The organism is Paenibacillus sp. BT-177, assembly GCF_025846815.2.
Taxonomy (GTDB): domain Bacteria; phylum Bacillota; class Bacilli; order Paenibacillales; family Paenibacillaceae; genus Paenibacillus; species Paenibacillus polymyxa_C.
The window spans coordinates 231,906-247,304 of the sequence record NZ_JAOYTP010000001.1; the positions used below are offsets into that span (position 1 = coordinate 231,906).

At 45.8% G+C, this 15,399-nt stretch carries 12 protein-coding genes; 3 read left to right on the forward strand and 9 right to left on the reverse strand.

All coding sequences use genetic code 11. The annotated features are described in order from the left end of the window. Window positions 1-149: 149 nt before the first annotated feature. From OIU26_RS01165 to OIU26_RS01205, 9 genes are all read right to left on the reverse strand, one after another. Window positions 150-602, reverse strand: a complete 453-nt coding sequence (locus OIU26_RS01165) for a glutathione peroxidase (protein ID WP_264215737.1) — start codon at window positions 600-602, stop codon at window positions 150-152. A gap of 186 nt (window positions 603-788) precedes the next feature. Then, window positions 789-1,061 (reverse strand): hypothetical protein, encoded by a 273-nt coding sequence (locus tag OIU26_RS01170; RefSeq protein WP_013310628.1) that lies wholly within the window; start codon window positions 1,059-1,061, stop codon window positions 789-791. Between the two features lie 67 nt (window positions 1,062-1,128). Further along, a complete protein-coding gene (gene nth / locus OIU26_RS01175) occupies window positions 1,129-1,803 on the reverse strand; it encodes an endonuclease III (RefSeq protein ID WP_025365090.1) in 675 nt (224 codons plus the stop codon). A 213-nt stretch (window positions 1,804-2,016) separates the two neighbouring features. Next, a complete protein-coding gene (locus tag OIU26_RS01180; RefSeq protein WP_013371594.1) occupies window positions 2,017-2,667 on the reverse strand; it encodes a GerMN domain-containing protein in 651 nt (216 codons plus the stop codon). A 49-nt stretch (window positions 2,668-2,716) separates the two neighbouring features. Beyond that, complete coding sequence (locus OIU26_RS01185; protein WP_025678589.1) at window positions 2,717-4,216, reverse strand: N-acetylmuramoyl-L-alanine amidase family protein; 1,500 nt, start codon at window positions 4,214-4,216, stop codon at window positions 2,717-2,719. Between the two features lie 294 nt (window positions 4,217-4,510). Further along, on the reverse strand, window positions 4,511-6,085 hold the full coding sequence (locus OIU26_RS01190) for an N-acetylmuramoyl-L-alanine amidase family protein (RefSeq protein ID WP_264215738.1): 1,575 nt from the start codon (window positions 6,083-6,085) through the stop codon (window positions 4,511-4,513). Window positions 6,086-6,316: 231 nt separating this feature from the next. Beyond that, on the reverse strand, window positions 6,317-6,919 hold the full coding sequence (leuD, locus tag OIU26_RS01195; protein WP_264215739.1) for a 3-isopropylmalate dehydratase small subunit: 603 nt from the start codon (window positions 6,917-6,919) through the stop codon (window positions 6,317-6,319). Window positions 6,920-6,940: 21 nt separating this feature from the next. After that, window positions 6,941-8,365 (reverse strand): 3-isopropylmalate dehydratase large subunit, encoded by a 1,425-nt coding sequence (gene leuC, locus OIU26_RS01200; RefSeq protein WP_013371599.1) that lies wholly within the window; start codon window positions 8,363-8,365, stop codon window positions 6,941-6,943. 302 nt (window positions 8,366-8,667) lie between these two features. Further along, on the reverse strand, window positions 8,668-11,517 hold the full coding sequence (locus OIU26_RS01205) for an alpha-amylase family glycosyl hydrolase (RefSeq protein ID WP_264215740.1): 2,850 nt from the start codon (window positions 11,515-11,517) through the stop codon (window positions 8,668-8,670). A gap of 560 nt (window positions 11,518-12,077) precedes the next feature. Between OIU26_RS01205 and OIU26_RS01210 the strand changes: the two genes are divergently transcribed. The 3 genes from OIU26_RS01210 (at window position 12,078) to OIU26_RS01220 (ending at window position 15,360) form a co-directional block, all read left to right on the forward strand. Continuing rightward, a complete protein-coding gene (locus tag OIU26_RS01210) occupies window positions 12,078-12,443 on the forward strand; it encodes a DUF2294 domain-containing protein (protein ID WP_090738893.1) in 366 nt (121 codons plus the stop codon). A 128-nt stretch (window positions 12,444-12,571) separates the two neighbouring features. Beyond that, on the forward strand, window positions 12,572-14,734 hold the full coding sequence (gene fdhF / locus OIU26_RS01215; protein WP_025678582.1) for a formate dehydrogenase subunit alpha: 2,163 nt from the start codon (window positions 12,572-12,574) through the stop codon (window positions 14,732-14,734). Continuing rightward, on the forward strand, window positions 14,731-15,360 hold the full coding sequence (locus tag OIU26_RS01220; RefSeq protein WP_025678581.1) for a 4Fe-4S dicluster domain-containing protein: 630 nt from the start codon (window positions 14,731-14,733) through the stop codon (window positions 15,358-15,360). The genes fdhF and OIU26_RS01220 overlap by 4 nt, the downstream gene beginning before the upstream one ends. Window positions 15,361-15,399 lie beyond the last annotated feature (39 nt).

A 15,399-nucleotide genomic window follows, 5' to 3' on the forward strand; every position in this document is an offset into this window, starting at 1 on the left:
TAGCTATATTGTAGCATTCCTAAGCCACTGTGAGAATCATCACATTAAAAAAATTAAAAAAAGCGCTCCCTGCCTGTACCTGGCTTTCGGGAACGCGTTCTTGTAAATGGCAAACCATAAGTTTATTTTATAATGTCCAAAACAGATCATCACAGTAATGCTTCAATATATTCTTCCATATCCAAAGGGTCTGTCGTTGCTTCAAATCGTTTGATCACTTTCCCGTTCCGATCAATCAGGAATTTCGTGAAATTCCATTTGATCGAATCTCCTGGTAAGTACTCAGGATGACGCTCATGAATTAAAGGAATAAGTATTTTGGCAACCGAATGTGTTTCATCAAAGCCCTCAAAGGGCAACGACGAAGCAAGATATGTAAACAACGGGTGAGCCTGCTCATCACGTACATTCACCTTTTGGAACATGGGGAATGCGACACCATAATTCAGAGTACAAAATGTTTGCACACTTTCATTGGAATCCGGCTCTTGATCGGCAAATTGATTGCATGGGAACCCGAGAATCACCAAGCCTCTATCCTTATATTGATCATATAGACGCTGCAAATCCTGATATTGAAATGTAAAACGCTGAATAATCATAAATGCTCATTTAAGAACTCCTCTGAAAATGTAATTGAAGATTTCATATTTAAATATGTGAAATCATCCATATCCAGCGTTTTATGACAGTCTTCAAGGTTCGTGTAAATATGCGCCTGCGGGCTGGTTAGACCAGCCGAGCCGCCTATACCGGAACATGCAACGCATGTCGTCCGCTAATTACACTTAATTAGCTGCAGTCTCAAGTACTGGCAGCAAAATTTCAAATACTTGACCATGCTGTAAGATCGTAATTCCACGGGATTTATCCTTCATTACGACCACTTCTGGTTTTTGTGACATACGCTCCAGGTAATGCTCAGGTACATCACCAGAATGACTAACTGTGATTCCCTCTAGCTCGCGCTCTTCGTTTTCAGCAAACTCTGTTGTTACAATTTGCTCAAAAATATCGGAGAACGCCTCAAAATTATCTGTATATACCGAAATGCACTTCATTACTCTTCATCCTTTTCTACACATAAATGGTTAAACCCTCTATTACCTTTATAGGTCTTTCGGGTCTTTAAGCTCTACGTTTCTTATCTTTTCTGATAAGAGACGTTTTCATACGTTTCTTGCCTTCCCTGCACACATCCAGCAATGGACACACCTGACATTGAGGGTTTTGAGCTTTGCAATGGTAGCGTCCGAAAAAAATGAGCCGGTGATGGGTCACAGACCATTCATCCCTAGGTACCCTTTTCATCAGCTTTTTTTCCACCTCAAGCACTGAATCATCCCACCCTGCAAAGCCGAGCCGTTTGGAAACGCGCTCTACATGCGTATCTACCGCAATAGCTGGTACATCAAAGGCAGTAGATACTACGACATTAGCCGTCTTGCGGCCAACACCGGGTAGCTTGACCAGTTGATCATGCTCCGAAGGTATCTCTCCCCCGTACTGGTCTATTAAAATCCGGCAGAGGTTATGAATATGCTTGGCCTTGTTTCGGTACAAGCCGATTCTACGAATATCCTGCTCCAGTTCCTCAAGAGGAACAGCCAAATAATCCTCAGGTGACTTGTATTTTTGAAACAGGTCTGCCGTTACTTTATTGACCATCTGATCGGAGCATTGAGCAGACAATAACACGGCAATCGTTAATTCAAAAGCATTGTCATGGTTCAGCTCACAATGGGCATCCGGAAACATCGTACCGATGGTGTCCAATATATGACGTGCGGTTGCTGCATTCACGGAAATCCTACCTCCTAGCAAAAAAAACGTCTTGATACGGGATAGCCCGCATCAAGACGGTCACTCTAAATAATCATCCGGAAAGAAACGAATACTATTTGTGCATGACTGCCTGCATAGGCGAGAAATACACTCCTATATTATCATTATCTGTCACAGATTGCACGTGAAAAGTGTGTAAATTCTCAAGAAATTTTCATACAGTCTGATCGATTAACGGCTCATTGGATGCTCCAAATCTACATGTCCCATTAAGGACTCCAGAGATTGACCATCTACGAGCAAATCCAGCGTTTTGACTTCCTTGAATTGGAACATCGTTTGCTTCAAAGCATCGATAGCCAATTCCTCGCCGCCAGCTCCCAATCGAGCCTCATCCGGCAGGGAAATATCAAAGGTCAATGCACCGTTATCCAATTTGATCTTATGCACGGTAATTTTCTCGGACCACAACGGAATCAGAGCAGAATCACCGCTCTTTTGTAGAGCTTCAAACGCTTTTTGGAATTTTTCCAGCTCGCTCGGATAGGTAATTTCCTTTTTTTGTTCTTTCAAACCGTTCTCTTGTGTATCCGTATAATACACCGTGATCTGCTGTGTTTGACGATCTCCTGACTTTTCCGTGTCCGTCTTGGTCTTTGTAGGCTCCGTCGACGGAGTTGCAGGTGTTTGACTCGCTCCATTATTTTCAGCAGACTGAGCTGATGGATCAGGGGTCGTCTGTTCGGGTGTACTATTTTGTGCAGCTGAAGTTTGTGTTTCCTGAGATGGAGTCGCAGGAGCCGATGTTTGCTTAGAGGCACACCCTGCACCTGCAATGGCAAACAGTGCCAGCAGACCTGCAATTACGATTTTCTTGTTCATATGTCTGTCCCCCTCCTTACTTGACGTTGGCAAGCGATTTGTTGAAGATTTATTTTACGTCGAGATACTCTGTGATTCCATCTGCAATCCCTTGAGCTACCCGGTTTTGAAAATCTTCATCAAACAGTGTTGCTTCCTCTTTTGCATTACTCAGATATCCTACTTCAAGCAAAACAGCTGGCATAGTCGTTTCCCGAATTACATGGAAATTTCCATAACGAATGCCGCGGTCTGTCAGACCCGTCGCAGGAGCAAAGTACTTATGCATAACGTTGGCGAACGCTTTGCTTGCACTACGCTGGTAATACGTCTCTGTGCCGTTGGAAGCTGAGCTACCGCTGCTGTTAGCATGAATGGACACAAACACGTTGGCTTTAAGATTTTCAGCCACTTTTACGCGCTGTTTAAGCTCCAAAAATGTATCATCGCTACGTGTTAACACAACCTCAAGCTTGGGGTTTTGTTTTAATATGCTTTCTACTTTCAGAGCCATCGCCAGGTTGAAGGTCTTTTCATAATTTTTTCTTGAAATACCAACTGCCCCAGAATCTTTTGCTCCATGTCCAGCATCAATAACAACGACCTTTTTACCATTGCTATTAACTGGAGATGTCTGCGTATCGTCCGGCTCTGACCCATCCGGTAACGTTGCGTCTGGCGTTGTATTCACTGAATCCTTGGAAGCCAGATCGACGATAACACGATTCGATCCATCATTATATGCGGTATAATTCATGGCATGTTTCAAATCAATAACAACTCGCACCGTTGATGGTTCCTTTTGGAATAAAGCATATCGGATACCGGACACATCCGCTTCATTCTCAATGTCCAGCGAACCATTTAAGTTGCTATCCAGCTTCTGCTGGTCTCCAAAATTGTCCGCAAATGCAGTCGCTGGCAAATCCACCACTACCCGATCAGGGCCTGTCATCGTAAACGCTTTCGGCTTGACAGCACCCGCTGTTGTGATGGTTAAGCGGTTTTGGCTGAAACTGACTCCCTGCACCTGCGTCACACCTGAACTCGCATTATTGGTTGGCGCAGTTACACTTCCTGTACCTGTACTGTTATTTCCGGACTTAGGAGGTGTAAATTCCCCGTTTCCAGACCCACTATTGCGGGTATATAATTTTACGGACTTGGTGCTGCTGTCCCATTTTACGTCCAGTCCCATTTGCTCGCCGATAAAACGAAGCGGTACAAGGGCATAATTGGAACGCAGCAGAGGCGAAGCATCCAGACTAATGTCGCTTCCATTGACAGTCGCCGTCTTACTTCCGATTATCATTCGGATCAAGGTACTGTCCTTCTCAATCGTTATGGTTCGCGCCTGCTGCTTCCATGTCACGTCATATCCCAAATTTTCAGAAATTACGCGCAGCGGAACCATCGTACTTCCGCCAATTACTTGTGCCTTAGCACCACTAGGGACACTTAACTGTTGATCGTCGAGATAGATTTGTGTTCCACTCGAAGCCGCATGTCCATAACCCGGAACCGCCCACATGAAGACAAATAATAACAACAAAAAACCAAATTTCTTCATTCGTCACCCTTCCATTCATAATTTTTTTGCCACATGCTCCGGTGCGGCGACCTGATATACGCGCTTATGTAATATCAGACAACCTTATAGACGTTATCTCACACCAAAAGTTGCGAATATATTCCATCATAACAGAAATATACGTGCCAAAGAACTATTTTTGTCGAATTTTGACTAAAAATATGGACCATTTGCTTCCCGTCAAAAGTCACAGCAAAAAAATAAAAAAAGCTACTTTTCACCCTCATGAATTTTCATTAAAAGGTGAAAAAGCAGCTTTTATTGCAAACTTTCTTAGTTGAGTGATTCAGTTACTCCTGTGCCTGTTCCAAGGTACTCTTTCAGGCCATCGACAATACCTTCGGCAATCTTCTGCTGTGTTTCTTCTGTGAACATGGCCGCTTCATTTGACAGATTACTAAGATAGCCACATTCCAGTAATACAGCGGGCATTTGTGATTTTCTCGTCACCACATGGTTTGCCACCTTAATACCGTTATCCTTAAACTCGGTTGCTGCTACAAGATGCTTGTGCATGATCGTGGCCAGGCTCAAACTTTCCTGACGTGCATAATAGGTTTCAGACCCATTAGCTTTTCCGTTATTAGAAGTTGGCATACTGTTACCATGAATGGAAACAAACACGCTAGCCTGCTGATTATTAGCGAGCTGTGGCCGTTCATCCAGTGTGGGATACGTATCTCCATTGCGAGTCAATACAATTTGAATATCAGGATCATTTTGGGCAAGCTGCTGGACTTTTAACGCTACCGCCAACGTAAATTCCTTCTCATGTCGTCCAGTCACACTACCTGCTCCAGGGTCCTTACCACCATGTCCTGGATCAATTACGACGATTCGCCGTCCTTCGACATTCGTTGGAGCTATTATCTCCGGGTTCACACTACGTTCACGCAACTGAAGGGTGATATCACCTATGCCATTTGTTGAAAGATCGTAATCACGTGCCTGATTCAAAGCAATGACGATACGTGCGCCCCCTTTTGTTCCATCCGCAGGAGCAAATCTGATTTCCTGTACATCCTCACTGTAACTATTCACCAACGCCCGCGTGCCATCCTTACGAACCGGGAACGACTGGAGAAGATCTGTCGACAGTGAAGTCTCCGGTAAATCTACAACTATACGGTCAGGTCCTGTCATTTTGGATACTTTAGGAGTTAGGTCTTTGTTCAGAGAAATCTTTAACGTTTCATTCTCAAAAGAAATGTTTTGTACAAGCACCGCATTTGTAGTAGTCTGTTCTACATTCTGCTCCTTGGAAGTTGAAGGTACGGCTTCCGTATGCTTGTCTGCTTCATCCGGAGTTATTGTTGTCGCTGTTGCTGTAGACATTTTATTTGTGCTTTTTGTACTCTGTGTTGACGTTTGCGACGGTTGTTGGGATTGAGACTGTTTATCCGCTGGTTGAGTTGCAATCTTCTGACTGAGATTTACGGATTTATTTTGATTATTCCAATCCACCTTTAACCCCATTTGCTCCCCGACAAAACGCAATGGAACCATGGTCGAGCTACCCCGCAGCACAGGTGGTGCATCCAAACTAACTGTTTTTCCATTCACATCAGCCGATGTACGGCCTACATACATAGACATATCGGTACTGTTTTTTTGTATTGAAATTTTATAGGCTTGTGGCTCCCACTTAAACTGATATCCAAGCTGCTCCCCAACCACCCTGAGCGGTACCATGATTTTACCATTGACCATTTCAGGCTTGGCACCCGCGGGCGCTTCCACCCTTTTGCCATCCAAAAACAATTCTGCTCCAGCCGCATTTACATGAGGGGAGGACGGCCACAACCAAATCAAGATAGCCGCTAGTATCACCCAACCATATTTCTTCATCCTCATTCCCCTAACTTATATATGTATTTTTTGTGCTACTTACAGACATAATCCTTCAACCATTTTACATTTACAATACCATGATGAGTCGAACCGTCAACCCCTTATTTACCAATTTATTTTCTAAACATGATAAAAGCCCGTAGGCAAAAGAGTTGCCAGTACGGGCTGTCTGTCTATCAAATAAATTAACTATATTTCTTCATATTGAAATTGGACCGGAAATGAACATTATGCGCCTTGTTTCGCAGTACGCTTTTGCTCATAAGCCAGAATTTCAGACTCATGCTGGAGGGTCAAGCCAATATCATCCAAGCCTTGCAGCAGGAACTGACGGCGATGTTCATCCAGATCGAATTCAATACGCAGACCGTAATCGTCAGTGACCGTTTTTTCATTCAGGTCTACGTTTAATTGGTAATTATCATGCTTTGCCGTGCGCTGGAACAATTCCTCTACTTGCTCTTCAGACAGTTTGATCGGCAAAATACCGTTTTTAAAACAGTTATTATAGAAGATATCCGCAAAAGACGGTGCGATTACACAACGAAACCCATAGTCCAAGATTGCCCACGGTGCATGCTCACGGGAGGAGCCGCAACCAAAGTTGGCGCGAGAAATCAGTACAGATGCCCCTGCATAACGAGACTTGTTCGGTTCAAATTCAGGATTAATATTGCCCGCCTCATCAAACCGCCACTCATAGAACAAAAACTGCCCAAAGCCTGTGCGCTCGATGCGTTTCAAAAATTGCTTAGGAATAATAGCATCCGTATCCACGTTCACCCGATCCACAGGCGCTACAATTCCTTTTAAAGTTGTGAAAGCTTCCATCGTTAATTCCTCCTCCGTATCCTAGCGGACAACTTCTTCTTGCTTGAATTTCCAATCTCGTACATCGACAAAATGTCCATGAATCGCCGCAGCGGCTGCCATTGCTGGAGATACAAGGTGAGTACGTCCTCCGCGTCCCTGACGACCTTCAAAGTTGCGATTAGAAGTTGAAGCACAACGTTGCCCCGGTTGAAGTACATCTGGATTCATCGCAAGACACATGCTGCAACCCGCTTCGCGCCACTCAAATCCTGCTTCTTGAAAAATGACGTCCAGTCCTTCTTCTTCAGCCTGAATTTTCACACGACCCGAACCTGGTACCACGATTGCCGTGACTTTGTCAGAAACCTTGTAGCCTTTGGCTACTTCGGCTGCAGCGCGCAAATCTTCAATCCGACCGTTGGTGCAGGAGCCGATAAACACATAATCAATTGCAATATCCGTGATCGGTGTGCCTGGCTTCAAATCCATATATTCAAGCGCTTTCTCAGCTGCTTTACGTTCGTTTTCTGTCGGCAATTCTGCCGGAATGGGTACGGTTGAGGAAATATCTGTGCCCATACCGGGACTGGTGCCCCACGTTACTTGTGGAATTAAGGAATCCACGTCAAACTCCAGCACGACATCAAACTCGGCGCCTTCATCGGTGACAAGCTCTTTCCACTCAGCAACCGCCTGCTCAAATGCGTCACCTTGGGCTACATGTTGACGTCCACGCAAGTAGTTGAAGGTCGTTTCGTCCGGCGCAATCATACCTGCTCTGGCTCCGCCTTCAATAGACATGTTACACACTGTCATGCGCTCTTCCATGCTCAACTCGCGGATGGATTCACCCGTGTACTCAATAACATAGCCTGTAGCGAAATCTGTACCGTATTTGGCGATGACACCCAAAATCATGTCCTTTGCCGTCACACCAGGTTTGCGACGCCCTACAAAACGAACTTCCATCGTTTTTGCTTTTGCTTGCTGGAGACATTGCGTTGCCAATACGTGCTCTACCTCACTGGTTCCGATACCAAAAGCGAGCGCTCCGAACGCCCCGTGTGTGGAGGTATGGCTATCACCACAAACAATCGTTTTTCCCGGATGAGTCAGCCCCAGTTCAGGCCCCATAACGTGAACGACACCCTGATCCACCGTATCCAGATCATATAGTGTGACACCGAAATCGCGGCAATTTTGAGTTAATGTATCAATCTGCTGCTTGGAAATCGGGTCCGTAATGTTGTAACGATCTTTTGTCGGTACGTTATGATCCATTGTGGCAAACGTCAGCTCTGGACGACGCACCTTGCGACCGCTAAGACGTAGTCCCTCAAACGCCTGCGGCGAAGTTACCTCATGTACGAGGTGAAGATCAATGTACAAGATACTCGGCTTGCCCGCTTCCTGATAGATGACATGGTTATCCCAAATTTTCTCGAACATGGTCTTTTTACTCATCAATATTCACCCCTGTGTTTTTCGAACCTAGTGGAGAGAAGCTGTACGGCTCTCTCTTGGATGTCAACAATATACCACGACGTGTCTGATTGGTCTAAGATATGATATCTATAGAAGTGATAGTCTTGACCTATAAGCGCGCTTAAGAAAATATTGAGACAAGACTAAAACACCAAAGGCCGAAGGTTATTTTTCCTTTTGACCTTTGGTATGACTCTATTTTTATATCATTATCGTTTTGCGCTAAAACATTGAGATTGAGTGCATCACCATACCGTACACCGTCAATCTCCGATGACTGCTTACTTCAAATAGGTTCCCGTTTCTCCAATTCCACCACTGCCATTCAAAACATATACCCTTGCATTTCCTTTACCGGAGCAAGTCAAGGTAATTTTGCCATCCGTAACTTTTTTGGAATCACCGGTCACTGCATCCACATAGGTTCCGTTCGGAATTCCGGAAAACGTTGCGTTTCCCGAAATCGTGACCAACGCAAAGCTGTCAATGCCTTTGGCGCTGTCGGTATATCTTCTCTTAAACGCAAGATTACCCGTTACATTTTCTGTAGAATACTGGCCTTTTTGCAAGGCAGGAACAGCTCTTCTAATTAAATTTAGCTGTCTGATATGTTTCGCCAGAGGATGGTTGAGTGATTCCGCAAGCGTGCCAGTAGCATTTGTGTATTTGCCATAATCTTGTACCATAACACTGCCTTCTATGTGATCGCCGTAGTAAGCCCGTCCCGTTTTGCTTAGCGGTGCATTTGGACCCGGATCAATGACTGCCCCCTTTTGAAATTCGATTTCGGAGCCATAGAAGATGGCAGGTATTCCGCGGAAGGTGAACATCAGATCGAGATTCTCGGCCCAAGTATCTTGTGTGCCCGCAAATCTTTGATTTTCCGGAGCCTGGTCGGGCGCATAGTCATGGGAGTCGACATAGGTTACATTCCAGGTGGCATCATTGTAGTATTGATCTCCACTTCTCATATTGAAGGCTTCATGCGCGGTCTTGAATGCCCAATGCATAGGAAAATCTATCACATCCATACCCGATTTCATCGAATAGTCAGGCGTATGATAGGTATTGCCGATTAAGAAAGCATTGTTCGAGGTTGGCTGTCCTGCTGTAGTAGAGTTATCCGTCCACTCTTGTTCAACCGACATTTTATTAGAGGCATAGTCATTTTTCCCATCGCCCGGATATGATTTTGAAGCCTTCCAAGTATAGAATGGCGTTGAAATCGCTGGAATTCCGCTGTTCCAAACATCTCTGTACCGGGTGGCTACTTCTCCAAAAACATAGAAATTCGAGCCGCCTCTTGTCTTCCAGGCAGGAATATAGTATTTGTTGAAAATATATCGGCTCACATGCTTCACTGTATCGACACGGAAAGCGTCAACGCCCATGTCTATATAGTGATTGTAGGTATCAATTAAATATTTGTTAACTGCAGGGTTTTCCGTGTTCAAATCCACGCAATCTCCCGCTATCTGACCAGTCTGAACAGTATAGGACTCCCAGGAAAGACTTTTCTCTGTATGGTAAATATTATTATTCATTTCGGCGGTCTTCATTAAAGCGAGCCTTGCCTGATACTGCTGATCGGGTGTCATGGAATCATAGTTTGACGGCAGCTTATCCGTAGTTTTCACCAAGTTGTTACCGGTATCCGGTTTAGCCGGATCTTTCTTAAACATGGGGTACAGATTCTCTTCACCAAAATTACCGGTATGATTGACGACGATGTCCTGAATAACCTTCAGCCCTTTGGCATGGGCCGCATTGATCAAATCCTGATAAGAAGCTCCCGCCGATTCATACCTTGGATCTACTTTGGCAAAATTTATAGCATGGTAACCATGATAATCATAACCGCTGGCATTCTGCACAACAGGTGTAATCCAGATGGCACTAAATCCAAGGGCTTTGATATAATCGAGCTTTTGAATCAGCCCCTTAAAATCTCCTCTCCAAGCAGGGTCCGAATCCGGATTACGCGCCTTGGTATCATCCCATGCGTGCACATTGTTGCTTGGATCACCGTCATAAAACCGGGAAGTAATCACGAAGTAAATAGTGTCTTCCCGAAAATCCCCCTTGTCTCCAATATTATAAACAAAGCTCTGTTTGGTTTGATTCCCAGCACCGTCTATAACAAGAAATTTTAATGTCGTGGTCTTGGAGATAAGGATGGACGGTCCGGTCAATCCGGCCAGTGCGTTACCGTGGATGTAGACTTTTGAGCTTGTGGTCGGTTCCGTACCATCCTCCGTGTAGTATGCCTTGGTCGTTGCCGCCTTGTTATCTTTCAGGTTGAAGGATACCGTCACAGAGGAACCGGAATGCCCGGCAGGCAAATTCGCCGTGATTGTCGGAGCTTGCAGATCGGCATTTAGATCAATTACATAATCGAAAGAGGATGCATTTCCAGTTTGACCGATTGAATTGACAGCGATGGCTTTGATAGTCAAAGAGGAAGCAACCTTGATTGGAGTGGTATACAAGGTCGAGGAGGTCGTAGGTGTCGAACCGTCTATCGTATAATAAATCTTATCGCCACTGTTGGTGCTGGACAGCGTTACCATTTGGGCCGAATCGTATGTTTTCGGCTCGGGAGAGATGGAAACCACCGGAACTTTTGGAGTTTCCGGGTTGGCATCATACCATACGTTATCCGTGTAATACCAGCCCTCTTTCACACTGCGGGACAAGTCTGCCGTCTGTTTGCCACTACTATCATTAAAGATGAGACTTGAGCCTGTCGCCTCGGCAATCGTATAGCTATACCAGTCGTTTCCGTCCGACTTCATCAGAATTCCGGGCCACGCCCCACTAATCGGAACGGTTGCCGGATTCAAATTCCAGTAATGGATTCGAATTGCTGAATTCCAGCTTGAAGGCTTTTTAAAGTGAACCGTTAATCCGTTTTGAGTTGATGTAGGTGATGCTGTAGGTGCATACGTCGCAGTAACGGTAGACGTGACCGCTGCGGTCGGCAATGGAAGAGCATTCACTGTGGAATGCGTATAGGCGGCTGTATAATCGGTGTTACTGGCCGAAGCACCACCAGGTAAACCGAAAAAGTTCAAACAAAGCGACAATATAATCAACCAAGAAATAAAACTCCCTGTTTTTTTTCTTAGCAAGTTAACACCCTCCTGATAAAATTTAGTAGCTAGATCGTGCAACCGGTTGCATAAAAAAATAAAAAAAAAAGAAAGACACTTATTTTGGATAAAATGAATCCATTGATCGCCTCCCCCGTGTTATGTAAGGAAAATCATTGTACACGCTTACAAAATAAACTCTTAAAAAAGCCCGTTTAAATACGGATCCAAAATAATCAATGATTTTTCCTTTTTTGATTATATCATCCATACTTTTCCTCGGTCAATGTATTTGCTAGTGTGTAGATTTCCTCCGACCATAATCACTCTTTATGAAAACCAATGGCTACTTTTCAGAACTCTCTCGCTCGCAAATTCCCAGTATACCTACCTCCAATCTAAACTATGTAAAATTTTGGTTGGGTGTAATGAATTTCACATCTTTCCGGGTCAACCTGTTCTACCATAGAAGAGTGATACGCCGTGCTGGGCAGACCATTTTGGTCGGGACGTTTACTTCCTGTTCTAAATTAGCTACAGAGGCTGTCTAGCATGCGCGGCAAGTACGCCTTTATTTTGATTCGAAGCGGAGTGTCCAGATGTTGAATACCGAATTGGAATACCGTGAGCGCATCAGGAAGCTGGCCGTATGTATTGTCAAGCATTACCGAGGAAAAGGACCGGACAACGTTAAGGTTTCTTTGAACTCACCACTCCGAGTTACAGTAGAGATCCAAGGTACTTTGTCTAATCTGTCCGAAATTCTCGTTCATGAAGGCGCTGTGGAAAAGGTCAGTGATTACTGGAATGTCCTTCGTCCTTATCTGGAAAAGGAGTTTATGAGGGAAGCCGAAAAAACACTTGGCAGTCCCTTCACTTACACTTGGGAGGTCTGCCCCTCCGTCCATGGAGACGGACATATTATCATTACTTGTGAATTACAACACATACCCCGGTTGGATTAGCGGGAAGGAGATTAGCTCCTCGCTCGCGGATAAGCCAGTACAGGATGCAGCGTAAAGCGGCATTTTTGTATTGGCTTTTTTTATGTTACGAGTTTCATCTATTTCATATAAAAAGAGGTGCTGCACACATGGCAGACAAGGTATTAACAGTATGTCCCTACTGCGGAAGCGGTTGTCAGCTTCATTTGCTAGTGGACAAAGGACAGGTAATTGGCGCGGAGCCAGCTAATGGCCGTACAAATGAAGGAACATTGTGTCTGAAGGGACATTATGGGTGGGATTTTCTGAATGATCCACAGATTCTGACTGCACGCTTGCGCAAGCCCATGATTCGCAAAAATGGAGTCATGGAGGAAGTGGAATGGAATGAAGCCATTCAGTATACTGCCGAACGGCTGTCAGCAATTAAGGAAAAGTATGGACCTGACTCTATCATGGGGACGGGTTCCGCACGCGGTCCGGGGAATGAAGCCAATTATGTCATGCAAAAGTTCATGCGGGCAGTCATTGGCACCAATAATATTGATCACTGTGCCCGTGTTTGCCACGGTCCTTCCGTAGCAGGCTTAACCTACTCGCTTGGGGATGGGGCTATGTCCAACTCTATTCCTGAAATTGAACATTCTGATCTCCTTTTCGTATTTGGATACAATGCGCCAGAAACGCATCCAATCGTCGCAAGACGTATTGTAGCTGCCAAGCAAAGAGGTGCCAAAATTATTGTATGTGATCCTCGTATGACTGAAACAGGGCGCATCGCGGATATGTGGCTACCTCTAAAAGGCGGCTCGAACATGGCTTTGGTGAACGCCTTTGGTCATGTGCTAGTACATGAAGGGCTGTACGACAAACGATATGTCGAAGCAAACACAGAAGGCTTTGCCGAATATGTAGAAAACATTAAAAAATATACACCTGAATATGCGGAAGGTATTACGGGTGTCAAGGCTGCTGACATTCGGGCGGCTATGAGGGAATATGCCAAGGCTCCTACCGCTACAATTCTATACGGAATGGGCGTATGTCAATTTTCACAGGCCGTTGATGTGGTAAAAGGTCTCGCTTCCCTTGCCCTGCTTACTGGTAATCTGGGCAAGCCAAATGTAGGTATTGGACCTGTACGTGGACAAAACAATGTCCAGGGCTCCTGCGACATGGGTGCATTACCCAATGTGTATCCTGGTTACCAGGATGTCATCGACACTGCAGTTCGCAAAAAGTTTGAAAAAGCATGGGGTGTTGAACTGCCGCGTAAAAAAGGATATTCACTTACAGAAGTACCGCATCTCATTCTGAAAGAGAACAAGCTGAAGGCTTATTATATCTTCGGCGAAGATCCTGTACAAAGTGATCCGAACGCTGCCGAGCTGCGTGAAGCGCTGGAAAAATTGGAATTTGTCGTGGTGCAGGATATTTTCATGAACAAGACGGCACTGCATGCGGATGTCATCCTCCCTTCTACCGCTTGGGGCGAGCATGACGGGGTGTATTCTTCGGCAGACCGTGGCTTTCAGCGCATCCGCAAGGCCGTCGAGCCTCAGGGTGATGTAAAGCCAGACTGGGCTATTATTAGCGAGGTTGCTACCGCTATGGGCTACCCTATGTCCTATGCAAACACAGAGGAAATTTGGGATGAAATGCGAAGCCTCAGTCCCTTATTCGCTGGTGCCAGCTATCAGAAAATGGAGGAACAAGGCGGCGTACAATGGCCATGCCCTACAGAGGATCATCCAGGTACACCGTATTTGTACAAAGGCAACCAATTTTCCACACCTAGTGGTAAAGGCCGATTATTCGCCTGCGAATGGCGACCACCACAAGAACAGCCGGATGCACAATTCCCGCTTGTCTTATCTACAGTACGTGAGGTAGGCCATTACTCCGTACGTACTATGACTGGTAACTGCCGTGCATTGCGCCAGTTGTCTGATGAGCCTGGATTTATTCAGATTAGTCCGGAAGACGGAGCAGATCTAAACATTCTAGATGGCGAAATTGTGGCTATCTCCTCGCGTCGGGGACGCATTATGGCACGGGCACAAATCAGTGACCGTGTGCAGAAAGGTGCGACCTACATGACCTATCACTGGTGGGTCGGAGCATGTAACGAGTTGACCGCCGATTTTCTCGACCCGGTATCCAAAACCCCGGAATTAAAATACTGTGCCATCCGGTTGGAGCGGATTGCCGACCAAGCGCAGGCTGAACGTGATGTACATGAATCATACCAACAGATTCGTAAACAAATGAACGTTCAGGAAGCCGTTTTAGCTGACAAGGTGACGAGATGAGCGGCGCGCGCAACACGCTGAGCCGTCCGACAAACAGAATGGGGTCAGCCGATAGAACAAGTGCTATTGCTTCCTCATTCGTCGTTGCAGACGGCGGGCAATGTATTGGCTGCAAAGCCTGTGAACTGGCGTGTTTTGCCGTTCATGGGCAGGCGGGCGGCATAGGCGCTTCGGTCGGAACCGTCAGTGTGCCTGTGGTTCCCAAGGTATATGTAGTGCGCGCCGGAGATACGTACGTGCCAGTGCAATGCCGGCATTGTGAAAATGCCCCCTGTGCACATGCCTGCCCGGTGCAGGCCATTCGCCAGGAGGATGGCGTAGTCATGATTGATGAGGACCGATGCATCGGCTGCACCTCCTGTGTCTTGGCCTGCCCCTTCGGAGCAATCGAGGTGTCTCCAGTCTATCGAGCCGGACACGTTATCACGCAGTCCGGTCTGACTAACCGTGCAAATCGAACCGCGCTTCCCCGCACTGCGGCAAGCAAATGCGATCTGTGCGCGGAAACAGAGAACGGACAGCCTGCTTGTGTAGAGGCCTGTCCAAATCATGTGCTACGGCTGGCCAATGGTATATCCGACTCGCCTCCAGAGCCTCGGCGGGAAGTCTTTTTCCCACGCCTGTAAGGTCAAAATCAGCCGCAGAAAGGTAGAAAAACATGTCAA